The organism is Paenibacillus vini (assembly GCF_018403325.1).
Lineage (GTDB): Bacteria > Bacillota > Bacilli > Paenibacillales > Paenibacillaceae > Fontibacillus > Fontibacillus vini.
The window spans coordinates 421,769-448,431 of sequence record NZ_BOSL01000001.1 but is presented as its reverse complement, the minus strand read 5'-3'; the positions used below and the strand labels follow the sequence as shown (position 1 = coordinate 448,431).

Sequence of the window (26,663 nt, the reverse complement as noted above, 5' to 3'; positions counted from 1 at the left end):
CCCTAAAAATATTAGTTCCTGTTTTTGAATTCATTTGGGGACATACCCATCCTTTTTTCGAACTGTTTTAAAAATTGGCCGTAGTTGGCGTAACCTACTTTCTCTGCGATTTCACTGTTTTTTTGCCGATTTTGCTTAAGGTGTGTGACGGCTTCTTCGATCCGAAGGTTGTGGACGAACTCGTTAAAGCTAATGCCGTTCTTCCGCTGCAGAAGCTGCCCCAGGTATACCGGATGCAAATAGAAAACCTCCGACAGCCTTTTGATGGTCAGAGCTTCCCGGTAATGTCCGCGGATGTATTCATTGATCTCCTGAATAATGCCTTGCGACTTGAGCGACTGTTCGCGGTGCATCATTTGGATTGTATCCCTGCCGCAATTAAGCAGATGGCCCATTAAGTCATCCAGGAGAAGCACGGCGTCCGACAGCCCCGAAAGCAGAAGATTATATTTCGCTAACAGGGACTCGACCTGTTCCCCGTCCGATTCCCGTAAATACTCCATGATTTTGTACATCAAATGAATCACGATTTTCTTGACGATCTCCGGTACAATCTCCATCTCCCGGAAACTTCGCGCCGCCGATTCCACCGCCTCCTCAAAACCGGAGACATCCAGCAGATTCATCGCGCCCGCTATGCCGTCGATCAGCCGGATCTGGTCGTAGTCGTACTGAAATCGGCAGCTCCTGACCGCCTCATACTCCTTGATGGCGGCGTATGCAGGATCGTAAAAGTTATGAACGATTGCTTCTCTAGCCGTCCTATAGCAATTTTCCAGATGGAACAGCGATGATTCGCCGGCCCCAACAGACATAAAGACGTGATAAGAGGAGTAGATCTGTGACAGCTCCCTTAAAATTTCCCACGATTCGTCCCTCTGTCCCCTTGCAGGATCATACCCGAAAACAATACCGAAGCAATGCATCTCAAGATCAATCAGATAAATACCTTCCCGATCGGACAACAACGAAGCCGCCGTTTCCCGTAGCTGCGAGTAGACCGGCGGATCGCATTTCACCAGGCAAAGATTCCAGGTCTCCCGGATGCCGGACAAACGTTCCAGAACCGTCAGCTCGCTCTGGGTAGGCGGCTCTTTGGTTACCAATTTCTTTAACAGGCCGACAGTTTCTTCATAAGAGGCAACTTGGCTGATCTGTTGGCGTTCGTATTCGTGCAGAATTTCCTGATAAACGGTCTGCAGCTCCTTCTCGGCTTCATCCTGGTCGATCGGTTTCAGTAAATAATGCAGGATGCCGAAGCTCATTGCTCTCCGCGCATAGTCAAATTCGCTGTATCCGCTCACTATGACAAAGTTGACCTTCCGATCACCGTTCTTCTGCCAAGCGCCGATCATTTCCAGTCCGTCCATCAGCGGCATATTCACATCGGTGACCACGAGGTCCGGCTTCAGCTCCTCAATGCTTCTTAAACCTTCGGCCCCGTTGCTGCAGGTGCCGCATATTTCAAACCCGAGCTTCTCCCAATCGATCCATAACTGCATGCCTTCCAACGCAGCGGGCTCATCATCGATCAAGATCACTTTAAAGCGCATGCTTTATTCCCCCTTGTCCAGTCCTTCTTGTTGGTTTAGTTGTTTGATGGGAATTTCAAAGGAGACCTCCGTTCCTTTATTCGGCTGGCTCACAATGTCAAAACGGACCAGATCGTCATAATAAAGCTCCAGTCTGCGGTATACATTCCGAATTCCGATGCTGTTGCCGGAGACATTCTCGCTGCGAACGGCAAGAATCATTTCTCTTAGCTTGACCGGCTCGATCCCCTTTCCGTTATCGGAAACGGCAATTCGAAGCCGACCGTCGGCGAGCTCCGCGCTGATCGTGATGATTCCCGCCTCGTCCACGGCCTGAATGCCGTGCTTGCAGGAATTTTCAACAAGCGGTTGAATGCTCATCTTCGGAATCTTGTAATGCAGCACATCCTCTGATATATCAAACCTGTATTCAAATTTATCCCTGAATCTGAACTTCTCGATCTTGAGATACATTTCGGTGAACAGGATCTCTTCCTCCAGGGTCACCAGATCTTCCTTCCAGCTAAGCAGTCTCCGGAGCAGCTTGGACAGGCTCTTGATAATATCCGTAACTTCGGAATACTCGTATTTCGTACAGACGACGAGAATTGCATTCAGCGTGTTGAACAGAAAGTGCGGATTCATCTGGCTTTGCAGGAAATTCAACTCCGCCCGTACCCGCTCCATCTCCAGGCTTTTCTTCTGAATCTCCAATTTATAAACATTGTTGATCAGGGAGTTGATCCGCGCGGTCATCATATTGAAATTCTGAATCAATCCGCCGATCTCGTCGCGGCCTTCATCGATCCGAATCAGGTCGAACTTCTCGTTCGTGACCTTCTGCATGTGCCGGGACAGCCTCTTCACCCGGTAATTATAAGATCTAAGCATGATATAAATAAAAACGGACGTAAACAATGTAATTACCGCGGCAAGCACGCCGATCGATACTTGCATTTCGAACATGGCCTTCGCCACTCTCTTGCCTTGTGGGACGCCGACCAGCTTCCAGCCCTTTACGTACCGGGCCGTACCGATAGACACCGTACGAACGTCTTTATCCTTCTGATCGCCGGTTAACTGAAATAACGGATAGTTATCGGTAACTTCCCGCTGATAGCCGCTTTCTGCCGACATAATGATTTCGTTATGTTCGTTGACCAAGTACAGATCCAAGTACTTCTGCTCCCGGACAATTACGTCATAAATTTTACTGAGGTCGATATCGATACGAAGCAATTTGAAATATCTATCGTAAACGTCGAAGTAATCCAATTCCTCGATCACGCTTAAATAAGGGACCGTTGAGGTCCGGTTACTCACTTCGGTTGCCCGGTAGGCGGCCACCAGAACCGGGTCGCTGGATTCATTCCATAACCGGTACCAATCGCTGTTTCGAACCTCATCATCAATCACATGGTAATTGCCCCCCGACACGATCGTGGGATTGTTCGTGTAGATGCCGATCCGTTGGAGCTGATTGTTTACCGGAATATAGCTGCTTACCCGGTTGCGAAGCTGTTCATCGAACGTCTCGTAGAAATCCACCTCGGATTTATAAGTCCGGTCCATCATTTCATAGAGCGTCTTATCCGTATTCAGGGCATGGCTGACGGCCACTCCGCCGTCCATGAAATCATGGATGTCCTTTCTGGCCCGTTCCAGCGAGATTTCAAGGTTCTGCTGCTCCCGAGCCTTAATGAGGTCCGACATACGGTTCATTACAACGAGATGAATAATGATGATGGGCAGCAGTACGCCGATCAGGTAAATCAGAATAAATTTATAATTCAAGGGAATATCGTTTACAATTTTTCTGAACTTGAATCGCCTCTTCAACATTTCCGCACCATCCTGCTATTGATCTGCCTGTTTCTTTTCAGCCTCGTGTTTATATGCCGAAGGCAGCATCCCGGTGCTGCTCTTAAATTTGCTAATAAAATAATCCGTATTCGGATAGCCCACCTGCAGCGCCACCTCGGATATTTTGATCTGCGTTCGCTTGAGCAGACTTTTCGCTTCCTCAATCCGTTTCTCATTCAGATATTCGTTGAACGGCTTGCCGGTTTCTTTCTTGAACAATTGCCCCAGATAAGTGGCGTTCATATGAAAATGTTTAGCCAGGTCCTGAAGCTGCAGCTTGTTCTTGTATTCCCGTTCCACGTATTGGATGACATGAAAAATCGTGTTGTTTTCATTTTGCAGGTCCAGCCGTGAAAGGAGCGAGGCCGCCTCCAGACATAGAGCTTGCACGTACTTCTTTAGGCCGGGATAGTTGTCTATTCCGGTCAAGCTGCCGTACTGTTCCCACATGCTTTTCATTAAAGCATCGGGTTCCCCGTTCTTGGCCGCAACCCGATTGCACAGCGTCAGCTCCAGATCGGCAATATGGGACTTGGCGATTTCGATGCTGTGCAGCCCGGAAACAAAAAGGGCCTGTAATTCATCAACCAGGCAGCTAATCTTGTCCTTATCGTCAGCAAGCACCTTTTCGATCAGCTGCTTTATTTTCTCTTTGAAGATATCGTCCGCTCCTGCCGGTTGTTTGCAGTATTTATAGTAAAAAACGCCCTCTTTACCATGACTGCGCTTACATTTAACGACCTCCAGCGCCTGCAAATACAATTCCCGAATGGACGGGATTCCGTCCCGTGAATCGCTAAACGTTATAATGACGGGCCGATTCAAGTCGGCGGAAAGCTCCCTGTGCATCCGCAGGCCAATTTCCTCCAGGCGCGCCGAAGAGTAAACATCCACCGGGAGGATCACCCCGACTCTTCCCGCGCTGTCCAGAAACGACCGGTCCCTCTCTTTCGAGAAATATTCCCGTACCCGATGTCTTAAATCATCCGTACCAGGGACGGCTTCAATCAGTACGCAGGTTAGCTTGGCTCCAGGCTCCAAATCCAGCGAGCGTACCGCCTGCCGTTCCAAATTCTCGTTATATTCCCCTTGGATGAACCGGTTCAGGAGATTATTCGTGAACAGGAACTGCACGCGGCTCTGGTTCTGTTCCGTGGCAAGCTCCTCCCGGATCGTTCTCCCTACCCGCTCCAATATAGTTCCGATCTCATCCTCGTCGATCGGCTTAAGCAAATACTCCGTAACCTTGTGTCTCATTGCTGTAAGGGCGTAGTTGAAATTGTCATACCCGCTTAATATGACAAATTTGGGTGGCCGTGTCAGCGTCTTGTTGGATTGTTCCACAAGCTCCAACCCGCTCAGAACAGGCATATTGATGTCGGTAACGACAAGCTCAGGCCGCAGTTCCTGGATCATCTTGAGCGCATCGGGCCCGTTCAGAGCTTCCCCGCATACCTGAAACCCGTGAGTCTCCCAATTCACCATGGTGCGGAGTCCCTCCAGCACCCAGGGCTCATCATCTACCAAAAGCACATTCATCATTTTTCATCCGCCCCTTCAGTTGAACTTTTCAATTCCCATGAAAGCGTACTCACAAGTTAATGCTACCATACTTGTATGGTAGTGAAAACTAAAACATGCAGTGAACCAGACTGGAGGGAAGGCCCTTTTTGTTCTTCAGGCACCAAGAATATACAAAATGGCGGTGCATAGATTATCTACATCTCCATAGCACCGCCATTTGATTGTCTTTATTTACTTTTCGGTAAGCCCTATGGTTTGCGCTCATCGGGTCATGCGGTCAGATCCAGTTAATATAACTGAATCCATACACGGACCCCAGCGTCATGATGACCGTCCAAACCGCCAGGCTGACACCCATCCAGCCGATCACCCGGGTGCGTGAGGAGCCGAAGGTCAACGCCATCAAAGCCGCAAGATCCGTGCCTACGAGCACCGGCGCCAGCAGCGCCAACCCCGGAAGACCAAAGCGCTCCCACAGGTTCTTCGCTCTCGTTTCCCTTTTGCTCTCCTCAACAATTCCCTTCTTCAACCTTCGCTTATCCCGCCAATTCCGGTAAGTATGAAATAGTAGTCCCAGCAGTACGATCATGATAAAGTTGCCCGCAAAACCGACGACCGCGACGGCGACAGGCGATAACCCCCATACAATACCGGCCGGAACGACGATAAATACATCCAGCCAAGGCGCCGCCGCCAACAAGAATAGCGCGACGTATTGCCAGATTCCGTCCGTCTGTTCAGCCCATTCCAGCATTCGTTTCTCTCACTCCCTCTTGTATATCTTAATATGCTCCGCGAATATGCTCTGCCACCTGGCTGAGATAATAATCACGTAAGCGTTCCAGTTCTTCAGGAGTAAAAGACGGTACCTCCAGCGTACCCAGATTGTCTTCGACCTGGCGAACGTTCTTGAAGCCCGGGATCACGCAGCTGACTTCCGGATGATCCAGAATCCAGCGCATCGAAGCGCGGGCCATGTCGCCCCGGCCTTCGGCGATCCAGGACAACCCAGATGCCAGCTCCACGCCCTTGGCAAACGGCAGCCCCGCGAACGTCTCGCCCACATTGAATGCCTCGCCGTTGGCGTTAAAGTTCCGGTGATCGTTCGAATTGAACGTCGTCTCCTTCGTAAACTTGCCGGTCAGCAGCCCGCTGGCCAGCGGCAATCGGACAAGAATGCCGACCCCCGACTGCTCGGCCTTAGGAAGCAGCTGCTCGGCCGGCTTTTGCCGGAACAGGTTAAAGATCACCTGCAGCGCCTTCACGCCGGGAACATCAAGACAGAATAACCCTTCCTCCACCGTCTCGACGCTCACGCCGTAATGGCGTATTTTGCCTTCGGCCTGAAGCTTATCCAATTCCTCAAACACCCGGCCATCCTTCAATATTTCAAAAGGAGGACAATGAATTTGGTACAAATCGATGCGCTCCCGTTGCAAGCGCTTTAAACTGCGCTCGCAATACTCACGGATCGAAGCTTCGGAGTAGGTGCGGGGGTCATGAATGTCTCCTGCCCGGCAGAACTTGGTGGCGATATGTACTTCGTCTTCCTTGCCCTTGGTCGCCTTCGCCAGCAGCTCCTCCGCATGACCTCCGCCGTAAACGTCCGCGGTATCGAAGAAATTGACGCCCTGCCCAATGGCATAATCAAGGCCCCGCAGCGCCTCGGCATCATCCGAGCCTCCCCAGTCCCCGCCAATTCCCCACGTCCCGAAACTGACCTCGCTGATCTTCAGCCCTGTATTTCCCAATGTCCGATACTTCATCTGTCTTCCCTCCTGATTTAACTCTTCATAATTTAAAACTCGTTCTCTATGAGATTAATAAAAAAAACGTTTTCCTGCAACCACGGCTACAGGAAAACGCTGCTTGACTTACAATCTTATTCCGGCCGGCGAATGGAGAAGACTGGCCCAACGCCGGCGTAATCGTTGCCCGCGAGCCGGCTTACCGCCTTCAGCTCCGCGGCAGTAATCCGCCCGCCCTCATACACGGATTCGGCGATATGGAAGCGGACCACCCGCCCGATCAGCAGATCGGCCGCCGGTTGCTCCGCCGTGCCGCCGAGCTGAATCGCCCGTTCCAGCACGCATTCCATCCGGACCTTCGCCTCGGCGACACCCGGAACAGGAATGCTCTCGCTCGGAACCGGCGTCAATCCCGCCAGGGCGATCTCGCTCTCGTCCGGAGGGAGCGCGGCCGCCGTCTCATTGATCTGCTCGATGTTGGACTCATCCGAAATGTGGACGACGAAGGCGCCCAGCTCCATCGCATTCCGGGCCGTGTCCTTGGGGAGACCCTGTTTGCGCTGGACCGATACCGAAATCATCGGCGGATCGGCCGTCACGATGTTGAAATAGCTGAATGGCGCCGCATTTAACACGCCGGTTCCGGACAGCGTAGTTACAAACGCAACGGGTCTAGGGATGATGCTGCCCGTCAACAGTTTGTAATTGTCCCGCTCGCTTTGCAGATTCGGATCGATGGATAGCATGGTGGATTCACTCCTTACGGTACGGTTACGTTACGAAAAAGTCCGTTGGTACCAGGCCGATGCGGCGTCGATTTCCGATCCGGTCAACTGGTGGCCGGTGGACTCCCAATGGAGGTTGACGACAGCTCCCGCTTCGCTCAACAACTGTTCAAGATCTTCCGATTCCTGCGGCGGACAGATCGGGTCATTGCGTCCAGCTCCCATAAACACGGGCACTCCCGAGAGATCCGGCAGTTGAATGCCCCGACGCGGCACCATCGGATGGTGCAGAATCGCCCCGCGCAACGCATCGCTGTAATGGAACAGCAGGCTTCCGGCGATATTTGCGCCATTGGAGTAGCCGACGGCCACCAGGTTGCGGCGGTTAAAACCGTAAGTTTCGGCCGCCTCATCCAGGAAATCATAGAGCTCCTTCGTGCGGAGCACGAGATCCTCCTCATCGAATACACCCTCCGCCAGCCGTTTGAAGAAGCGCGGCATGCCGTTCTCCAGCACATTCCCCCGGATGCTGAGCACCGAGGATTGCGGCGAGATCATCCCGGCCAACGGAAGCAGGTCCCTTTCCGTTCCGCCGGTACCATGCAGAAGCACCAGCACCGGCGCTTCCGCATTGGTTCCTTGCTGATAAATATGCTTCATTCCTTATCCTCCTTCAATATACGAACCTCGATCGGTTCCAAGTTCGCTTCGATCAGCGCCCGCTGTTCCTCGTACCAATCCGGCAGCATCAGCTTCTCGCCAAGCTTATCTGCAGGTTCATCCCGGGCAAATCCCGGCGGATCGGTGGCAATTTCAAACAGGATGCCTCCTTCCTCACGGAAGTATACGGCATTGAAATACTGGCGGTCGACAATCGGCGTGACATGATACCCGAGGCCCGCCAATTTATTTCTCCAAGCGACGTGATCCCCGTCATCCTTGGCTCTCCAGGCGATATGATGGACGGTTCCGGCACCACCGGCACCGTATTCCATGGGCTGGATGTTGATATCGATAATATTACCTAAATTCCCCTCCGATTTGAATCGTGCATAGGACCCTTCTTGTCCTATTTTTTCCATCCCAAGTACTTGCTCCAGAAGATGGGCCGTTTTATCGGGCGACACACTGTAAAGGACAGCTCCCCCAAACCCTTTAATTGCTTTATCGACAGGGACGCCGCCGAACGCCCAAGTGCTTGCTGGGCCTTCCGTCCGTTCAACAAGCTCCAGCAGCAATCCGGAGTTGTCCCGGAAAAGCAAGGTTTTCTCGGAGAAACGTTCTCTCGTTTCGACGGACACATGAAATTTCAGCAATCGTTGATGCCAGAAATCAAGAGTACCCTCTGGCACGGCATAGGTGGTAACCCCGACCTGACCTCCCCCGATCCGGCCACGCCGTGATCCCGGCGCCGGGAAGAATGTAATGATGGTGCCCGGGCTTCCCTTCTCATCGCCAAAATACAGATGATATACCTCCGGAGCATCAAAGTTTATAGTTTTTTTAACGAGGCGCAAACCAAGCACCCCTGAATAGAAATCGACGGTTTCCTGAGCATTTTGTACAAAAGCGGTAACGTGATGAATTCCTGCTGTGCGTTGTGACATATTGTTTTCTTCCTTATAGGTATTTAACGAATTCGGCGACCGGCTTCCGGTAGCCGCGCGGACGCTGACTGGATGTGTCTTCTTTGCCAATGGCGACAAGCATGACCGGCACGTAATCACTCGGAATCTCCAGTGCTTCTCTCAAAGCATCCGGATCAAATCCGATCATCGGACAAGTATCCCAACCCAGCTCCTTGGCAATCAGCATCATCTGCATTGCGGACAGGCTGGCGTTGCGAATCGCATCCTCCCGTTGGAACGTCTCTCCCCGCTCCTCGTAGAATGCGAGCGTCGATTCAACCGTCATATCATATTCTTGTTTATTGATGACTCCTAAATTCAACAGCCCTTCATTTAACGCAGCTACGTCCTTGTAAGCCTTAGGATCTCCCAGAACGGCGATCACGGCGGATGCGGTACGCACCTTATATTGTTTATTGGCGACTTCGTATACTTTTTCCTTAAGCTCCGGGTCCTTGACCACGACATAACGGGTATGCTGCAAATTGAATGCCGAAGGCGCGTACTTGACCAGATTGAAGATCGTATCCAGATCCTGCTCCGGGATTTCCACGTCTTTCAAAAATTTGTTGGCCGACCGGCGTTTTTTTACTAAATCAATAAATTCGCTCATTTCACAGTCTCCTCTTTCCGAATTAGAACAACAGAGCGTCCAGCGAGTAATCGCCGGCACCGATCAAAGCTACGCCAAGGGCAACCGCGATAATGAGCAAGTTGTATTCATACCCGTTCGCCGTGGACCAGTATCCGTTCTTGCCGTGCACCGTAACGATCGCCATGATCATCGTAATCACAATCAACGCAGCGCCGAGAGGAGTAAGCAATCCCGCCGCGAACAGCAGCCCGCCGATAAATTCTCCAGCTCCTGCCATTACAGCCATCAGTACCCCGGGCTTCAATCCCAGCGATTCCATCCATCCTCCGGTCCCCTTCGGACCGTAGCCGCCAAACCAACCGAACAGCTTTTGCGCCCCATGCGCCATAAAGGATAACCCGACCACCAACCGTAAAATCAACAAGCCCAATGCTATACTCATCATTCATTTCTCCTTTGATTATAATTTTAAATAAAGAATCTTGATATTAAGATATATGATCTAAAAAGAGTCCCCAAGCCTTCCTTCCTCCGGGCCAATCCCGGCTCTGTATCGACTCGGGGTTCGTGTTTTTTTTCTAATCGACTCACCCGCTAACCCGCCGGCCGCTATTTGAAGCCCTCCTGGGCATACTTCCCCAGCTTTTTCAGCAGGTCTGAAGCGATCTTCTTCTCTTCTGCATTCAGTCCCTCAGTTGCCTTAGCGATCACTTCCGCATGCTTGGGAAATACCTCTTCAATGAATCTCGAGCCTTCCTCCGTGATTTCGGCAAAGGTCTGGCGGCGATCTTCCTCACAAGCTCTTCTGCGAACATAGCCTTTCTTCTCCAGCTTGTCGACGACATAAGTAATGTTGCCGCTGCTCATAAGTACTTTACCGCCGATTTGCTGAATCGGCTGAGAGCCTTTATGGTAGAGCAGTTCCAAAACGCCGAATTCCGTACGGGTTAAACCGTGCTGCCGGATATCCCGGTCCGTATGGGCATTCACCCATTGGCTGGCCCGCGATAAGGCGATATGAAGATTCAGGGCATCCTCCTGATTATAAGTCATGCTGCATTCCTCCTTAGCGTATGCTCAGCGTTTATCTCAATTTGTTTTATCTCGATGTCATTTATCTTGATATTAAGATAATTTATTTTCGATCTATTGTCAAGCGCTATTTAAAAAAAGATGCCTAAGCGGCTAATTATTGATTCCCGCCTGGCATCCCATCAAGCATCCGTTCGAACTTTCCCCGGCTCATCATTTCATGGCTGACATACTTTCCATTATAGAAGAAGGCGAAGGTCGTCCACGGTACCGGTGCCCGCTGCGCTTCCTCCCTGGAGTTCAAGAGATGCGCACAAAAGGGAATGCCTCGTTCCGCAGCCGCAGCTCTCCATTCTTGCAATACGCCGAAGGCAAACGGGCACTGTTGCGTATAGTAAACGACGATCCCGGGTTGATCCACGGCAAGCGACCTGGCCTCCTGGCGAAAAAGCGGCTGCGGAGCGGAATCGTTCCATTGCAGCACGGCCAATTCATAGTAAGGGCCTGCCTCGTCAACGATCCGAAAGCCATGGTGCAGGAAAAACTTGCGTTCGCTCAAATAAGGCATTTTTTTGCCGGCAAGCACATGCACAATCCCGTCCATCCCCCTGTTCCGGGCATCTTCAATGCAATGCTCCAAAAGACGGCGTCCATAGCCCTGACCTTTATATTTTCCACTAACCCACAAACAATTAATCATCATAAAATTGGGGGCATCCACAGGAACCCATGCCGCTTCAGCCGGAAGATATTCGATGAACACTTTGGCACGCTCATTTAACCTGTAGAAGACGAGACCTTCAGCCATCCGGTCCTTCAGCCAGCTTTTTTTGCCGCTTACCGCTTCTTCATAAGCTTTGGCGCCCAAGGCACAGCAAATATGCTCCGTCTCCAGCAGCTCCGGCGTCATGGTCATGAATTCCATGCTTAGTCCTCCCTTATCCAAGCTTAGGATTGTACTGCAATATATATCGAAACGACCGCATTCCCGGGATCGAAGTCCCTCAAGTCGTAAAGCTCATAATCTCCGGTAAAAGCCCGCTTTTCCTGCGCATCCTCAAAATAAGCCCATATTCGTCCCCAAGCTTCCGCCACTACGGTTTGCACCGGACCCCTGCGGGTCTCGAATACGATAAATTCGGAGGCCGGTATAACGGCTTGCAGCAAGCCGCTCTTAGTGAGATCGGTGTATTCAATTCCGGACTCGTGCAGCTCTTGATCCCCAGCTTTCTCTGTCCCTTGCTCATGACCGATGATCACCGTGTATGCTCCCGAGGCGTCGCTCTCATAATCGATATAAAGCGCATAGAGCGTATTATTGCCCGTTCCGTTCTCTCCGGCAGCCGCCGGGATGATCTCCCTCTCCCGAAAATAACGGTCCCACAACTCCGGAAGGCGTCCATTCGGCCCTGCTTCCTCCGCATTCGTCGTCCGTACGCTGATCCCGGTCAGTCTGATATCTTTTTGTTGAACATAGGTTTTTGGCATCTTATATAGTCTCCCTTCATTCCTACGTCCATTGTAATTCGGGAATGTGGACATCAGTATGTCCAGTTAGAAATCGGAGGATCGCTCTCATACAGCCGGACAATCCGCTCCGCCCGCAATTTCATTTCCTGTACCAGCGAACCGGGGGTCAACACCCTGACCAGATCGCCAAAACTGAGCAGCATGGAGTAAAACCACTCATCCCGGGAAAACACCCCTTGGACGAAGATATTCCCGTCCTCCTGCACCCGAATCTGTTCCGGGAGAAACACGTCCCCTATGCGGTAGCGGGCTTCGAGCCGAAAGATCAGACTCACCTCGCACTCATCTTTGCGGGACCAGGCCGGATCCCAGCTAAAACCGTCCAATATGGGAGCCTCGCGAGGATTAAAGCACTCCTGCAACAAGGAAAATTCCATGACCCGCGAAAGGCGGAACACTCGAAAATCACCGCGCATCCGGCAATAAGCCTGCAGGTACCATACCGAGCCTTTCATAATTAAGGATGCCGGCTCAACGACGCGGATATGTTCAGTTCCGTCCTGATGTATGTAAATTAAGCGGACCAATCGCTTGTCCACAATCGCCTGTCTTAACATGGCAACGTTTTGCTTTATCGCCGGCCCTTGACCCCAGGGTTGAAAGTCAAAAACCAGTTCGGAACCGCCGGACTCCCAGGCGGTCTTCCCGGAAGGCTGCAGCAGAGCTTTGAATTTCTCAAGCAGGTCCGCATAAGTCCGATCCTCTAATGCTTGGCTTGCCCCTCTGAGGGCCGTAAGCAGCGAGGCGATCTCCCCTTGCGAGACCAAGTGCCGGTCCAGCGTATATCGATCCATGATCTCAAAACCGCCGGCCGTCCCTTGCAGGGCCGTTACGGGAATTCCCGCCAGGCTTAGGGTTTCCATATCTCTATAAATTGTCTTGACGGACACCTCGAACCGTTCGGCGAGCTCTCTGGCGCTCATCCGCCCCCGGTTCAGCAGCAGGACCGTCATGGCTAACAAGCGTTCCGTTTTCACCTCAGTATGCACCTTCTCTACTCGGTTACTCAATCATGTCATGAAATCATGTCACGAATCATGGCATGAGCTTACACCCATTAATTTCGTCCCTTGATGGCTAAAATCCTATTTGAGATTAACATTTAACTGTATTTCCTCCAGCTAATTTGTTTCTAAATAGGGTAGGAGACTAATTTAGCTGGAAAAGATGCATCTAATTTGGCCCTGTTGAACAATATTCCATATAATCCGAGAAAATAGCTGGAGGTTTTACAGTTATTTATATTTAATACCGCGCGCCAGCACCAGCCTCAATTTAAACTTACATTTTCTAACCTTACACATCCTGTATTTAACAAAAAAGAACCCGGCACCTATGCCGGGTTCTTTTCCCATAAGAATATATATCGTAATTCGTTTACTTGGCTGTGTAACCGCCATCGATCGGAAGTTCGATTCCGGTAATGTACGAGGACTCGTCCGACGCCAGGAACAACACGCCGGCCGCGATGTCTTCCGCCAAACCAAGACGCGGAAGCGGAGTTACGGAATTGAACCAGGCTTTCATTTTCTCGTCCTTCATCAAGCCTTCTGTCATCGGGGTTTGGATAATCCCCGGATGCACCGAGTTGGCGCGGATGTTGTGTTTCGCAAAGTCTACGGCCGTCGCCTTCGTCAGCATGCGGACAGCTCCTTTACTTGCGGTGTACGGGCCTGCCCCGTTGCCTCCGGTCAAGCCTGCGATCGAGGAAATGTTGACGATCGAACCGCCGCCGCCTTCGATCATATGCGGAATTACATATTTTTGACCCAGGAACACGCTCTTGATATTAATATCCATAACTTTGTTCCAGAGCTCGACGGTAGTATCCATCATTGGGGTAGGACTGGAGATACCTGCATTGTTGACCAGAATGTCGATCTTGCCAAACTTCGCGATCGTTTCATCCACGACGCGCTTCCAGTCTTCTTCAGATGTAACGTTGTGAGCCACGCCGAGAGCTTCGCCGCCATTTTGATTAATTTCTTCCGCTGCCGCCAGAATCTTTTCTTCCTGGATATCCGTAATAACTACCTTGGCGCCTTCTTTGACAAAAAGAAGCGCATCGGCCAATCCCATGCCGCCGGCGGCACCCGTAATGATAGCTACTTTATTATCTAATCTTCCCATGTTCAGTTCCTCCTGATGAGTTATTTCGAATCTTTTGGTTTTCATTTTGAATCCGAATCCGGATCCTGGCTTTGGATGTGTTGAAAGCTATCGATCATCTTCTGGTAGGATGCCAATAACAAATCCAGCTCCTGCTCCGTAAAGTTGGACCACATTTGCTGAGTAAGCTCTTTATATCTGGCCACAAGCCGCCTTTCGACTTCCCGGCCCTGATCCGTTAAATGCAGATTTACGCTCCGCCTGTCCGCATCGGATGTCCTCCGTTCAAGGTACCCTTTGCGCACTAATTTATTCGTCAGATTCGTTATGGCGGGCAAAGTTACGTCCAGTTCTTCCGCCAATTCCGAGCTATTGCGCTGCCCGGTACCGCTTAAAATCTGCAGAATCAGATACTGCTGAGCAGTAACATCGGGATCGAGCAGTTTACCGTACGAAACGACAAACTTGGTCATCTGCTGCGATAACATGAACGAAAGTAAATCGCCCTTTTCCAGCCTCGATCACCTCTATCTTTAAATAATAATTATTAGCTTTTAATAGTTAATACCTCTTAACTATTATGCTTTAATGATACTTCTGATATACATAAGAGTCAAGAATCTGTCAGAAACTGCCTTGGTCCTCGTCCGGCATTGTTCCTTGAATAGGATTTCAGTCGGGTAATCCATTATAATGGAGGAGCAGCAATGAATCGAAATCAATTATCCAGGAGGTAAAAGAATGGAACTTCAAAATAAGAAAGCCATTATTACGGGGGCAGGCAAGGGAATCGGCAAGGCGCTGGCCATTGCGCTCGCCAAGGAAGGCGTACATCTCGGCCTGATCGCACGGACAACCGCGGATTTGGAGTCTCTGCAGCAACAGCTTGGCAGCGAGTACGGGATTAAAGTACATATCGCCTCCGCCGATATCTCCGAACAAAGCGAAGCGACTTCCGCTGTTTCGAAGCTGATTGAAGAACTCGGTTCTGTAGACATTCTGATCAACAATGCGGGGATTGCCAAGTTCGGCACCTTGGTGGACATGGACCCGGCTGACTGGGAACGGATTATCCGGGTCAACCTAATGGGGACCTATCATGTAACCCGCGCCGCCCTGCCGCATATGCTTGAACAACAAAGCGGAGATATCATCAATGTCGCCTCAACGGCCGGAGAACGCGGATTTGCAACCGGCTCGGCTTATTGCGCTTCCAAATTTGCGCTGCTCGGGATGACCGAATCGCTGATGCAGGAAGTCCGCAAATCCAACATCCGTGTCGTGGCTCTTACGCCAAGCACGGTGAATACGGAACTGGCCGTAAACACCGGCCTCAAGATCGGGGATGAGGACCGGATGATGCAGCCGGAAGATGTGGCTGAACTGGCATTGGCTACCCTCAAACTGCCGAAGCGGGTGTTCGTCAAAACCGCGGGCATTTGGACCACCAATCCGCAATAAAAATAACGCCCGCCGTCCAAAGCCATGGACGGCGGGCATTTTTAAAAGTGCTTTCCCTTTATTTACGGATGCCGGCCCGAGGTCCGACATTCATAAATACATTGATGGCGAACAAAATTACGCTCACCACCACCAGTGTCGCTCCGATCGGGATGATCGACTCGAACGATGTCTTGCCTTCCAGTACAAAAGCAAGGCCGATCATCATAATCGGTAAACCGATCGAATGGGCCCAGAACTGGATCTTGCCTAGTACACTTGCCGCCGCTCTTGGAAATAACCAATAAATAACGCCTGCTAGCGCAAACGAAGCCCAGCCCAGCAGATTAAGATGAGCGTGTACCCCGGTCAACGTGTAATCATGGGCTATGGACATGTACATCCCTAGCAGCACCCCGATTACAAAGTAAACAACCGAAACTTTAATATACGTGACTCCCGTGATCGTCATGTGCGCCTGCCTCCTCTTTTCACAAAAAGTTCAAACGCTTGATTCCCCACATTCTATTCACGTATACATGAAAACATGCTAGAGTATAGCCTTCTATCGCCATTCTTCGGGCAGCAACCTATTGTAGTGCGGATGAAGGTAACGGTCGTCTATTAGTAACAGCACTCCATGATCATTCTCCGAGCGAATAAGCCGGCCTCCGGCTTGAAGCACTTTGTTCATTCCCGGAAAAACATAAGCATAATCGAACCCGTCCTTGCCCTGTTCATTAAAATAATCCCGGATGATGTCCCGCTCCAGGCCGATTTGCGGCAGCCCGACACCAACCACAGCTACCCCGGTCAACCGGTCGCCGACCAGGTCGATCCCTTCGGAAAATATGCCGCCCATCACCGCAAAACCCACCAGCGTTTCCTTATTATCCGCATCAAATGCGGCAAGAAAATCCTCCCGTTCCTGTTCGGACATCGCCCCTTGCTGCACCAGGAAGCGAACGTTCTCCATGGGCCCGGCGGTCACTAGTTCATAGATAAGATTCATATAGGCGTAGGAAGGGAAAAAATACAGATAGTTGCCGGAACGCCCGAGGGCCAGCTGTCTCAGCAACTCCGCAAGCGCCTCTTTGGTCTGCTCCCGGTCCCGGTACCGGGTCGAGAGCGGATGTATGGTCACTTCTAGCTGTTCGCGAGCAAACGGCGACGGAATCGAGACCGTATAATCCTCCGGCGTTGCGCCCAGCATGTCCCGGTAATAGGACAACGGCGACAAGGTGGCGGAGAAGAGAATCCGGGAGCGGAATCCTTTTCCCATCTCCCGCAATAGGTGCGAGGGATCGAGGCAGAACATTTTAATTCTCAGGTCCTTGGCAGTAATCTCCGCATAAGTAACATAACGTTCGTCATACAGTTTACCGGTTCGGACAAAGCTCTGTGCGGCAAAATAGGTTTGCAGCAGCAACGCCGCATCCTCAGTGGCCGCCCCGGCCCCCGGTCCGGGCGAGGCCAGCTCCTGCTCTGCATGGAAAATGAATTCTTCAGCCAGTTTGAGCAATTCCTCCGGCTTGTTCCGGTCGATGCGGTGCGGTCCTTCCGTTTCTTTTCGCAGGGCGATGAAAAAGCCGTTGACCGCCTTGGCAGCGCGGTATACAGCGGGATTCATCCCTTTGTATACCCGTTGCAGGGCCAGAAAATCGGCTTTGTTCAACTCCGCCGAGTACATCTCGCGCGCCCGGTCCACGAGGTTATGGGCCTCGTCCACCAGCAGGGCCGTCCGGCTCTTTTGCTCGCCGAACATTCTTTTTAAAGACACTTTAGGATCAAAAATATAGTTATAATCGCAGATCACCGCATCCGCCGCATAGGCGAGATCCAGCGAATATTCGAACGGGCAAACCCGATGCTTGCGGGCGTACTTCTCAATCACCTGCCGCCCGATTAACGTCTCATGAGTCAAAATATCCAGCACGGCGCCATTGATCCGGTCGTAGTATCCGTCCGCGAACGGGCAGTCCTCTTTGCGGCAGCTAACCTCTTCCTGGAAGCAAACTTTGTCCTTTGCCGTAATCGTAACGGCATGCAGATGCAGCCCGCCCGCCTGCATAAGCGCGAAAGCCTCCTCCGCCGCGGTCCGGGTAATCGTCTTGGCGGTCAAGTAAAACAGATGCTGCAAATGCCCCTCCCCGATCGCTTTGATCGCGGGAAATGTGGTGGAGATCGTTTTTCCGATTCCGGTAGGCGCCTTGGCGAACAGACTGACTTTCTCTTCAATCGTTTTATAGACGGCTCCCGCCAGTTTCCGTTGTCCGGCGCGGTAGGTCTTGAACGGAAAAGAGAGTTGTGAGATGCTGCGATCCCTGGCTTCCCGGTGTGTGCGAAGCATTTCGGCGTAAGGAGCGTATTGCCGAACCACCTCTTGAACGAAAGACTCCAATTCGGCATAATCCGCCTCTTCGCGATATCGTTTCAGTTCACCGGTTGGAAGCTGCATGTACGTCAGCTGAATCCTCATCCGCGGCAAGCAACGCTCCCTGGCTACCATATACGCATAGCATCTGGCCTGCGCCCAATGCACCGGATACGTCTCTTCCGTGATGAGCGCCAGGTCGCCTGAAGTAGACTTGATCTCATCAATCGTCATCAGCCCGTCTTCTTCCGCAAGCAGCCCGTCGCAACGTCCATCCACGACAAAGAGGAGATCCCCGTAAGGAATCTCCGCAGATACATATACTTCTTTCTGGTCCGTCTCCCCATACTGCCGCTGCACCTGTTGATGGGCCTTCGTCCCCTCGACCAACGTGGTCATAGTGCGGAACCCGCTGGACAGATCGCCACTGCTAAACACATACTCCACCAAGGGTCTTACCGCTATATTTATCACCGGATTGGTCATCTTTTCACCTGCCGTGCTTTAGTAGAACATTTGTTCTAAGTATAGCATAGGCAGGGAGGAATTGTAATGTGGGGATTGAGGTAGCACCACCGTAAGCAGCTACATAATGCTTAGCTTCTTCTCAAAAGATTCTTGGAACCATTCGTAGTTATCATGGATACGTTCCTTGTCGGCATCACTTAAGTCAAAATATCTTTCTAAAATTGCATTGAGAAACTCAGCTGAAAGTGACTCTCCGAATGGTTGTAAACTATCGGTTGATAAATTATCCATTATTGCTCCTATCAATGCTGTAGATGCATTTGTTAATTTTTCGGTAATAATCTCTTTTGCTTTTTCATGGTCAACTTCATAGAGCATATTAAATGCAACAGCTTGAAGAAATTCATCTCCCAAATCTTCTTTGAGTATTTTAAGGCAATAAGGTACTGCCCCTTCCTTATCTCTTATAGAAAGTTCTGTTAAAGCAGTAGTTACTTCATCTAAATTATCTAAGTTTGTTATGATTGTAATAAGTTCAGCATTATTCATACTTGCAATATAGGTCTCGTAATTTTCCGATCTATCCAACGCATTTGCTAAGTCCTTGTTGTCCATATACTTCACCTCATCAAAAAAAGCTCATTCCTACTCATAAAACAAGTTGGAGAGAGCTTGAAAGTTTATCAAGTGTTAGAATCAGTTAGTGTTTGGTTTGTTGGTTGTATTGTACGATCTTGTTGTAAAAATTGTAAACCCCAGTTTTTCAATCCTGCAAATACTCCCTATGTTTTATATGATTCTGATTTAATAAAGTTATCTACTAAAAATTTAACATTATCACTTAGTCTCTCAAAAAGTTCGTTAAACTTAATCTTTGCATCCTCATTGTCTAGAAGAGAAAGCGTAGCTATTGCAACATGTCCGAATTGCCATGGTCCAATAAATTTACTGTCTGTTAAAAGTTCCCCGAGTCCAGCTAGCCTATCTACAATTCTTAAATTACAGTAATTTCTTTCAATCAATTTGAACATTGCCATAGCAACAACCCTTAAATTTTTAGCTTCTAAACATACTATTAAATCTTCGCTTTTTATCTTATCAGTTTTAATCTCTTCTGCTAATTCAGCTATTGAAGCCATAGTATCTTCCTTTCAAAAATTTTATTCAGCACTGGGTAGGCCCACCCAAAAAAGAAACCTTGAAAGGCATGAAGCCAATCAGGGTTAGTATAGGACTTGCTTAATTCACGCCTAAATATTTGTTTACAATAGACTCATTTGCTGGATGAATGATAGCTACTCCATCAGACCATTCCGTTCCGTCACTATTCAAAGTGCGGCCGCACGTATCACACTCTAAAATTAATTTTTTCTCCGCTGTCTTCAGAACTTCAGCAACAACATAATTCAACTCATCATCTTTACACCTTGGACAATCTTTTCCTGAACGAAGTTTAACCAAATCCCAAAGTGTGTCACCTAATCTCATTACAAAGGAATCTACTGTATCTGGCTTTAAATTAAACATCCTTTTTGATTCTAGATCAAGCAATATCTCCGGTTCTTTTGAAATATAGTCATATATATCAACATCCAAAATTGGGCTAAGTCTATTCCAATATACTGAATATTCCAACCCAGCCTTATTCTTTTTTATCCAATCAACCAAAATTAAAAAATAATCGACATAACTGTTAAATAATAAGGGGTTGCTCATTAAACTTTTAAAGTCTTCCCAAATGAAAGCGTCCAATGTTTTTTCAAAGTCTTGCATTTCTATCATCCTTTCCTAAATATCAAGCCTCATGGTGCTGGTACAGGATAAGTTGTAATCAAATTACCTGCTTTGTCTGTAAAAATTTTAATCCAAGTGGTTTCTCCACCACCATATTTTAAGGCTGAATTACCAACAACCTCTCCAACATTTACTGTTCTAGTGAACTGACCCCCACCAATGTCTGTAACAGTAGATTTGACAACGTCTGAACTCTGTAGAATTTCCTTTAACTTATCCGGCGCAATTGAGAAAATCGACCTACTATTAGCTAATGGTCTGTTAAAATGCCCTTCAAGAATATGATCAAATCCTGCTGAAACTGGTTCTCCTGTATCTCTTAATGGAGTAAATCTGGTTCTCCCATTAGCAATATTTATCCTTGATTGTACAGTTCCTAAACCTGTTGTAACATTACCCGTCCCCTCAATCGACTTATTCACCTCTGGAGTCTGCGGTGCCTCAACTGCTTTTGGAGGTTTAGTCACATCAGGACTTTGGAGTTCAGAAGGCGGCTTCGTTTCATTTCCTGTTATTTTGTCGATATCCTTAATCGGTATATTTATGTCTATCTTCGATTCTATTATAATAAATACCTTCTTAAGTCCTGCCCCAACAATACCTCCTCCAACTGCACTTGTTGCTGCGGCTATAATATTCTCCCCCACCATGCCGCCGATGCGTTCCCACCTCTGGCTCGGTTTGAGTTCCTGCAGTTCTACATATACATCCTTAAGTGAGGCCCATTTATTCACTGCCGCCTTCCGAATATAACTTAGCGGATCCTTACTGAACTTACCCGCTTCCTCATTCAGATTTATATAGACCTGCTTAATTCCTTGAAGTAGAGCCTCTCCACTAGCAACCGGATGTGAAACGATTTCTGCGAATTTATCTGCTATATTGTTGATGCTATTGTCCAGCCCTATATAGAAGCCTTTGCCAAATGCCAGTACCTCATAACCGTCCAGCATGGATTCTTTATAGGATTCCTGGGCCGATCTCAACTCGTTTATTTTTTCTTCCAATCGCCGATACGCTTCGGATCGTTCCCAATATTCCAAATAATCATAAGTTACGGGATCATATCCTTTAGCCAAAGCAAATTCCCAGAAATCAAGAACATGCTCATCCATTGTAATGTCCACGCTTACTTCTCCAGGCATAACCTCATAGCCGAATTCATCCAAAAACTGACGAAGAAGCATCTTCAAATTGGCATCATTGGGTTTTACATCGTCAAGGCTTTCTACCGTCTTAACCTTCACTACCTTCTGTACCCGCTTATTCAGTTCCACCGAATTACCTGCACGAAGTTGTACCGTTTTCATGGCACTTTGGATCTTCTGTTCTGCTTCCTTTTCTACTCTGACGTAATCCTGCGCTACCCGGCGAAGCGTCTTTGCTTTACTACCTAGACGGTCATCAATGGATTGCGATAACTTCCGAATCTCCTGAAGCACCCGATCGACCTCATTTACCGCTGCTTGGACAGAAGATTCGGAATAAGCAGAGCGGGTGTCTCTAATCAATTGTGAGATATCCCGATATACATTAGCTGTGCTTTCCCCAATGCCCATGCGCAAACGCTCCATATGGTTTGCAAGCCCCTTGATTTGATCCGGATCTACTTTCTGATTCAACATGGCCCTCCTTTCCGAGCTTGTATTGTCCTGACTTTCCTTCCGAATAAATACCCCTCCATTACTCCGTGTCTCTTTCAAAGTGAGGGTGATTGACATGGATGTAATGAAAGGGGTATAGGGTTCAAAACTAATTATTCAAATCATCAAACATGGAGCCAACGACGGTGATGCCGATATGATCCAGTTCCTCTACGCCATCCATACTACCCAGCACGTTATAGGCGTGATTCCCCGTCAAATCAATAGAGTCCATCGAAACGTGGATTGAATACTCCCCATCTTGCATGTTCGCATGCGTATATACCGGAAGATTGTTCGGATTGATCTTGATCGTGACTTTTGTTGTCTCAGTAATTCTGTAAATATGCTGACCATCTTTAACGTATTCCCGGTATTTGTAATACAGGTTCTTGCCTTCTGTCTTGGACAGGCTATAACCTTCCATCACCATTTTCCAAAAATCATGGGTATAACCGTCGCGGTTTTGGGAGTGCGGGATCTCGTTCACTTTTTTAGTGTAGCGTTTCTGTGTCGTGTCGTTTCTATCCAGAACTTCCAGAAGCACCGCACCATTTACACCCGTGTTATTCTTTGCTGTCAAAACCCCCGGCTTTGTCGCAAAGCCCCCGCGGTTATTAGATTTGAGCTTTTCATTCCGCAAGTTGACTGCTTCCTTGTTGCTATTGATATAAATGAGGTCCGATTCATATTTAAAAGAATCAATTAGAGAATCAACCAGATCCTGGTGATCTGCGGTATCCTCCGTCGTCTGCTTGTAAGTAACCGTCTTAACGGTAAAAGTGTATTCCCCTGCCGGATTAAAATAATACCCCGATTTGATCGGGTAATCATACTTCTGCAGTTCCTTATCGGTTGCAAATACCGCCTTGTCATACTGCGACTTCTTGTTTGTCCGCTTGCTCGCCGCGCTTCTCGCCTGGCCGTACTCTTCTTCCATCGTCTTCTCAGCGTGTATAGTAACCTCTCCACTGGCTTGTTGAGTAAATTCCCGCTCATACTGTCCGGGAACCATCTCCCATTTATACGGCTTTTTGTTTTCGCCCAAATGATTCATCCAGCGTATGACGTCGAACTTATAAGGCTCATTCACCCAGTACAATTTCTTTTGCAGCGATTGCGGACTGTTCTCTTCAATCTCTGTTTTAAAATCAGTAGGCGGAGGGACCTCTTCCATACCGTTATAGACGTACATTTTGAAAACAGAAGGGAGTTCGCCGGGAGTGAAGTCCGCAGTGGCGGTGCTCTCAACGGTCCTTGTTTGGGTGGTGCAGATATCTTGGCCGTCCTTATCCTTTCCCTCACAGGATTGATAGGATTCTTCGTAGGTGTACGGCCTACTCACAGAGCCGGAATAAGAAATTTTTCCGTCCCTAGTCAACGGGATTTCGGGATCTTCCGGATTCAAGTACGATCCCTTTGCCGGATTATCCCCAAAATCCTCCCGCTTTATCGTGTATCTGGCGATCGGGGACCTAGTAAAGGATTCTCCTGGTTCATTAATGTCCGGGTTGGGATCATCATCAAAATTCCGGTATAAATCCTTAGGGTCCTCTACAACATTTAACCGTCCCGTTGCATTGGCACCTTCCTTCCACTTTCCTTGGGGAAGCTGCAAAGTTGCCGTATTGGACGGAAGGTCTTCCCTATACTTGATCGACAGGGCATCATAAGGCAGTGCTTGCGGAACCGTCAGCTTAATCGCATCCGGGTCCGAATCCAGAACATTGTTTGTCAAATCGTCTTCTTTCGGTGAATTCCCGTCTTTGTTAATTTTGAACTGGACGCGGACATCGCTGTCCGGCATTATAAACGAGGCATTCAATAACCTTTTCCCGCCCGCAGGGATGGCTAGATTCCCAGTCTCCGCGAGTGCGTGTCCCGTGAATTTCAGGCCATCGTCAGCCGTCAATCGCTTGCCATCGGCTTTTCGGGTAATAATCCATTCATATGGAGCTGTGACCGGTTCTTTAAAATCCGACCGTATCCGGACGCTCACCAGCACCCCTTCTTCGGCCACCTCTGCGGAAGGCAGAGTTTCGAACTCGGCAGACAGATCTGGTCCTTGATCTAAGGTAGAGAAAGCGGCAATCGGGATTCCAAGGTAAGTAATGCTTCCATCCTTATGGTTTATGTAAATGCGGCCGTACCCTTGGGAGAGATAAGTAGGAGGCTGAATGACATGAACGTAATCGATCCACTTTCCTTTGCCGCGGTTGGGTTTGGCTCCTTTGGTGTAGACGACAAGACCGGCCCGTTCCTTATTTTTGTGATACATGAGTCCATCCCCGTATTTTCTCCCGCCATATTCGCGGTCCAATCCGGCCTGAATTAACTTCTCAAAGGTACCGTCGGGAAGGGCTTCTTTCAGGTTGTCGGGGACGTTTTTCATTTTGTAGTTGTCGAAGTTATTCTTGCGAACCTCTTTCATATTTTTCCAAGGTTCAGAAACCAGATCGAAATTTTGAATCTGCTTTCCGCTCCATCCCGCATCCCAAGGAAACCCCTTGGTGGAAACAGGATCTCCATTAATAGAGTATCCTGAATAGCGATACATTTTAATATCTTCAAAGTAGTCATCATGACTCTTACCGTATACTATTTCAAATCCATAAAACTCAGTAGGCTTGCTTAGGCCTTCCTGTATTCTTTTTTTTATTATTCCTTCTTGATTAAAAGCTCCCTTTCCGGTTCTTTCTAAGAAATAGTCTTCCTTTTCATATATTTCATTCATATCATGATTCGCTCTTTTAAGAACTTCATCAGCAGCGGAAGCACCGGCTTCATTTAACTCATTTAAAAGTTTAACAACTTTACTTGCATCGCTCTTCTCAACTGCCAGTGCTTTATATGGAATCACGCTAAATAAAAGTATTGATATTAAAATCCACATTGTTATTTTCTTCATGACACACCTACTTCATATAAATCTTCAAACTAGTATCTTCATTCTCCTGAGATCCCACCCAAATTTCATAAGTATCATCCTTGAACACTTTTGTTTCAAGGATATCCCCCCGTACTTTTTTCTTTTTCACGTATGCCATAATGGTATCCACTGTCTTTGACTCTACCTGTTGCCTTAAAACAGCCTCCATTTCCTCAACTTGTTTGTTATAATCTCTACCCTTGGTTGTAAATGTAACTCTTAATCCAAGCACAAAACTACCCGACTTTAGTTTGTCATACTTTCCATCGTCATCAATACTCAATTTAGACCCCGTATTGTAATACACCTTAAATCCATGGATCACATCTTCTTTTACCGTATCTTCGTCTGACCCACCGTTAGGGCCTGTAGGTTCTTCAGGATTGGTTGGTTTGGCTGGATCTTTCGGGTTCTCTGAGTCGACCGGTTCCTTCGGATCCGTCGAAGAGTTACCGCCGGTACTGGCCGAATTGCTGCCGCTGGCGCTCATATCAGAAGTTGTAATCAGCACCGTATTGATCGCAGCATCCCATTCCACCGTAGCGCCGAGTCCTTCACTCACAAAGCGCAGCGGGACGAACGTTCGGCTTTCTTTACGGAGTGCGGCCGTATCCATTTGTTTCTTTTGTCCGTTTAAGGTGTACGCTTTTTTATCCAAGGTCAAAATAATGGAATCGGAATCCAACACTACCGTCACTGTTTTTGTGGCTGACTTCCAGTCCACATCCGCCCCTAAAGCCTCACTCACAAAACGCACCGGAACCTGTACCCGCTGGTTTTTGTCCGCAAATGGCTGAGCGTCAGGAAAATAAATTCGTTCTCCATTCACTTCTACCCTCAACGGCATTTTAACCGCCGCCCCAAACGAACTAGCCGGGAGAATCGTAACCAATACAAGAATTGCCGTAAACATCGATAGTACCTTTTTCATCATAATTTCCTCCTTTAATCGAAGAGATAAATTTTTCCATTTAACAGTATCTAACTGGGTATTTTACTAGAATGACCCATTTCATACAATAGCTAAGTCAAAACAAAAAAAGCCTATTCCCGCCCCTTTTTTTGGACAGAAATAAGCTTCTCTATGGTAGGATCATTTTCAGGTTCATTCCTTTAGTCTGATCCAATTATATTTAAAAAATAGGGTCATCAACAGGTTCGAGAGGAAATGAATGAAGAAAGGGACGAGAATATTATCGGTTTCGGCATAAACCCAACCAAAGACCAAAGCGGGCACGGTTATATTTAAGAGCATTAGCGGCTTCTTGTAATATTGCACATGGAAGGCCAAGAACAGGAGTGCCGTCGCCAGAATCGCTAACCATTCCTTTTTCAAAAATAACAGCAGTCCGTTTTGGATGAGACCACGGAACAACAGTTCTTCGAACAAGGCTGCCGAGAACATGAACAGCACTATCTTCATTAATGAAAGATGTTGATAATTCTTGTTGGCGTCGTCAATATGCTCTGAGGAAAGGCGCTTCGTCAGAATCACCCCGAGCAACAGGATTCCCGTTAAGGGAATTAAGGTATAGAGCGCCCACTCCAGTGGAGACTTTTTGAAAGATAAGATATCCGGCAGGCTATACGTCCCTTGAACGACCAGCAGCATAATAACCGCAGCGCAAACCAAGGAAAAGGAAAAGAACACCGCAATCGCCTCTTCCGGTTTGGATTCCCTTCTATTACTTTGGCCGGTCTGATCCTTCTTCAACGTTTCCTTCATCTA

26 protein-coding genes are annotated in these 26,663 nt (G+C 48.6%); 1 reads left to right on the top strand and 25 read right to left on the bottom strand.

Annotated elements, in window-relative coordinates:
- Nucleotides 1-11 precede the first annotated feature (11 nt).
- From KJS57_RS02080 to KJS57_RS02005, 16 genes are all read right to left on the bottom strand, one after another.
- Entirely contained in the window at nucleotides 12-1,553 is a 1,542-nt protein-coding gene (locus KJS57_RS02080; RefSeq protein WP_213653585.1) for a response regulator transcription factor, read from the bottom strand.
- 3 nt (nucleotides 1,554-1,556) lie between these two features.
- Entirely contained in the window at nucleotides 1,557-3,374 is a 1,818-nt protein-coding gene (locus tag KJS57_RS02075) for a sensor histidine kinase (protein ID WP_213653584.1), read from the bottom strand.
- Between the two features lie 15 nt (nucleotides 3,375-3,389).
- On the bottom strand, nucleotides 3,390-4,937 hold the full coding sequence (locus tag KJS57_RS02070; protein ID WP_213653583.1) for a helix-turn-helix domain-containing protein: 1,548 nt from the start codon (nucleotides 4,935-4,937) through the stop codon (nucleotides 3,390-3,392).
- A gap of 259 nt (nucleotides 4,938-5,196) precedes the next feature.
- A complete protein-coding gene (locus tag KJS57_RS02065; protein ID WP_211023084.1) occupies nucleotides 5,197-5,673 on the bottom strand; it encodes a small multi-drug export protein in 477 nt (158 codons plus the stop codon).
- 28 nt (nucleotides 5,674-5,701) lie between these two features.
- The gene (locus KJS57_RS02060) at nucleotides 5,702-6,685 is read right to left on the bottom strand and encodes an aldo/keto reductase (protein ID WP_211023085.1); all 984 of its coding nucleotides are present in this window, start codon (nucleotides 6,683-6,685) and stop codon (nucleotides 5,702-5,704) included.
- Nucleotides 6,686-6,801: 116 nt separating this feature from the next.
- A complete protein-coding gene (locus KJS57_RS02055) occupies nucleotides 6,802-7,413 on the bottom strand; it encodes a flavin reductase family protein (protein ID WP_213653582.1) in 612 nt (203 codons plus the stop codon).
- Nucleotides 7,414-7,443: 30 nt separating this feature from the next.
- Entirely contained in the window at nucleotides 7,444-8,052 is a 609-nt protein-coding gene (locus KJS57_RS02050; RefSeq protein WP_211023087.1) for an alpha/beta hydrolase, read from the bottom strand.
- Nucleotides 8,049-8,999 (bottom strand): ring-cleaving dioxygenase, encoded by a 951-nt coding sequence (locus KJS57_RS02045; protein ID WP_213653581.1) that lies wholly within the window; start codon nucleotides 8,997-8,999, stop codon nucleotides 8,049-8,051. The genes KJS57_RS02050 and KJS57_RS02045 overlap by 4 nt, the downstream gene beginning before the upstream one ends.
- Before the next feature lie 13 nt (nucleotides 9,000-9,012).
- The gene (locus KJS57_RS02040) at nucleotides 9,013-9,633 is read right to left on the bottom strand and encodes a nitroreductase family protein (RefSeq protein ID WP_211023089.1); all 621 of its coding nucleotides are present in this window, start codon (nucleotides 9,631-9,633) and stop codon (nucleotides 9,013-9,015) included.
- 22 nt (nucleotides 9,634-9,655) lie between these two features.
- Nucleotides 9,656-10,057, bottom strand: a complete 402-nt coding sequence (locus KJS57_RS02035; protein WP_211023090.1) for a DoxX family protein — start codon at nucleotides 10,055-10,057, stop codon at nucleotides 9,656-9,658.
- A 167-nt stretch (nucleotides 10,058-10,224) separates the two neighbouring features.
- Complete coding sequence (locus KJS57_RS02030) at nucleotides 10,225-10,668, bottom strand: MarR family winged helix-turn-helix transcriptional regulator (RefSeq protein ID WP_211023091.1); 444 nt, start codon at nucleotides 10,666-10,668, stop codon at nucleotides 10,225-10,227.
- A gap of 136 nt (nucleotides 10,669-10,804) precedes the next feature.
- The gene (locus KJS57_RS02025) at nucleotides 10,805-11,572 is read right to left on the bottom strand and encodes an N-acetyltransferase (protein WP_213653580.1); all 768 of its coding nucleotides are present in this window, start codon (nucleotides 11,570-11,572) and stop codon (nucleotides 10,805-10,807) included.
- A 23-nt stretch (nucleotides 11,573-11,595) separates the two neighbouring features.
- On the bottom strand, nucleotides 11,596-12,135 hold the full coding sequence (locus tag KJS57_RS02020) for a GyrI-like domain-containing protein (protein ID WP_213653579.1): 540 nt from the start codon (nucleotides 12,133-12,135) through the stop codon (nucleotides 11,596-11,598).
- A 53-nt stretch (nucleotides 12,136-12,188) separates the two neighbouring features.
- Nucleotides 12,189-13,154, bottom strand: coding sequence for a helix-turn-helix transcriptional regulator (locus KJS57_RS02015; RefSeq protein WP_213653578.1), 966 nt, complete (start codon nucleotides 13,152-13,154; stop codon nucleotides 12,189-12,191).
- A gap of 400 nt (nucleotides 13,155-13,554) precedes the next feature.
- Entirely contained in the window at nucleotides 13,555-14,307 is a 753-nt protein-coding gene (locus KJS57_RS02010; RefSeq protein WP_213653577.1) for an SDR family NAD(P)-dependent oxidoreductase, read from the bottom strand.
- A gap of 41 nt (nucleotides 14,308-14,348) precedes the next feature.
- Entirely contained in the window at nucleotides 14,349-14,774 is a 426-nt protein-coding gene (locus KJS57_RS02005; protein ID WP_211023095.1) for a MarR family winged helix-turn-helix transcriptional regulator, read from the bottom strand.
- Nucleotides 14,775-15,027: 253 nt separating this feature from the next.
- On the opposite strand from KJS57_RS02005, the gene KJS57_RS02000 reads away from it, so the two are divergent.
- Nucleotides 15,028-15,747: a 3-ketoacyl-ACP reductase gene (locus KJS57_RS02000; protein ID WP_213653576.1), complete on the top strand. Its 720-nt coding sequence runs from the start codon at nucleotides 15,028-15,030 to the stop codon at nucleotides 15,745-15,747.
- Between the two features lie 58 nt (nucleotides 15,748-15,805).
- On the opposite strand, the gene KJS57_RS01995 is transcribed toward KJS57_RS02000, so the two are convergent.
- The 9 genes from KJS57_RS01995 to KJS57_RS01955 form a co-directional block, all read right to left on the bottom strand.
- Nucleotides 15,806-16,198 (bottom strand): heme-copper oxidase family protein, encoded by a 393-nt coding sequence (locus KJS57_RS01995; protein WP_211023097.1) that lies wholly within the window; start codon nucleotides 16,196-16,198, stop codon nucleotides 15,806-15,808.
- A gap of 93 nt (nucleotides 16,199-16,291) precedes the next feature.
- Nucleotides 16,292-18,586: an ATP-dependent DNA helicase gene (locus tag KJS57_RS01990; RefSeq protein WP_213653575.1), complete on the bottom strand. Its 2,295-nt coding sequence runs from the start codon at nucleotides 18,584-18,586 to the stop codon at nucleotides 16,292-16,294.
- 99 nt (nucleotides 18,587-18,685) lie between these two features.
- Nucleotides 18,686-19,183 (bottom strand): hypothetical protein, encoded by a 498-nt coding sequence (locus KJS57_RS01985; protein ID WP_213653574.1) that lies wholly within the window; start codon nucleotides 19,181-19,183, stop codon nucleotides 18,686-18,688.
- A 167-nt stretch (nucleotides 19,184-19,350) separates the two neighbouring features.
- Nucleotides 19,351-19,707, bottom strand: coding sequence for a hypothetical protein (locus tag KJS57_RS01980; RefSeq protein WP_213653573.1), 357 nt, complete (start codon nucleotides 19,705-19,707; stop codon nucleotides 19,351-19,353).
- 100 nt (nucleotides 19,708-19,807) lie between these two features.
- Nucleotides 19,808-20,341 carry a hypothetical protein gene (locus tag KJS57_RS01975; protein WP_213653572.1) on the bottom strand — a complete coding sequence of 178 codons (534 nt, stop codon included), beginning with the start codon at nucleotides 20,339-20,341 and terminating at the stop codon, nucleotides 19,808-19,810.
- Nucleotides 20,342-20,370: 29 nt separating this feature from the next.
- Nucleotides 20,371-21,984: a WXG100 family type VII secretion target gene (locus KJS57_RS26590; RefSeq protein WP_213653571.1), complete on the bottom strand. Its 1,614-nt coding sequence runs from the start codon at nucleotides 21,982-21,984 to the stop codon at nucleotides 20,371-20,373.
- 130 nt (nucleotides 21,985-22,114) lie between these two features.
- Entirely contained in the window at nucleotides 22,115-24,913 is a 2,799-nt protein-coding gene (locus KJS57_RS01965) for an Athe_2463 domain-containing protein (RefSeq protein WP_213653570.1), read from the bottom strand.
- 7 nt (nucleotides 24,914-24,920) lie between these two features.
- Nucleotides 24,921-25,865 carry a copper amine oxidase N-terminal domain-containing protein gene (locus KJS57_RS01960; RefSeq protein ID WP_213653569.1) on the bottom strand — a complete coding sequence of 315 codons (945 nt, stop codon included), beginning with the start codon at nucleotides 25,863-25,865 and terminating at the stop codon, nucleotides 24,921-24,923.
- Between the two features lie 174 nt (nucleotides 25,866-26,039).
- Nucleotides 26,040-26,660 carry a CPBP family intramembrane glutamic endopeptidase gene (locus KJS57_RS01955; RefSeq protein WP_213653568.1) on the bottom strand — a complete coding sequence of 207 codons (621 nt, stop codon included), beginning with the start codon at nucleotides 26,658-26,660 and terminating at the stop codon, nucleotides 26,040-26,042.
- Between the last annotated feature and the right edge of the window lie 3 nt (nucleotides 26,661-26,663).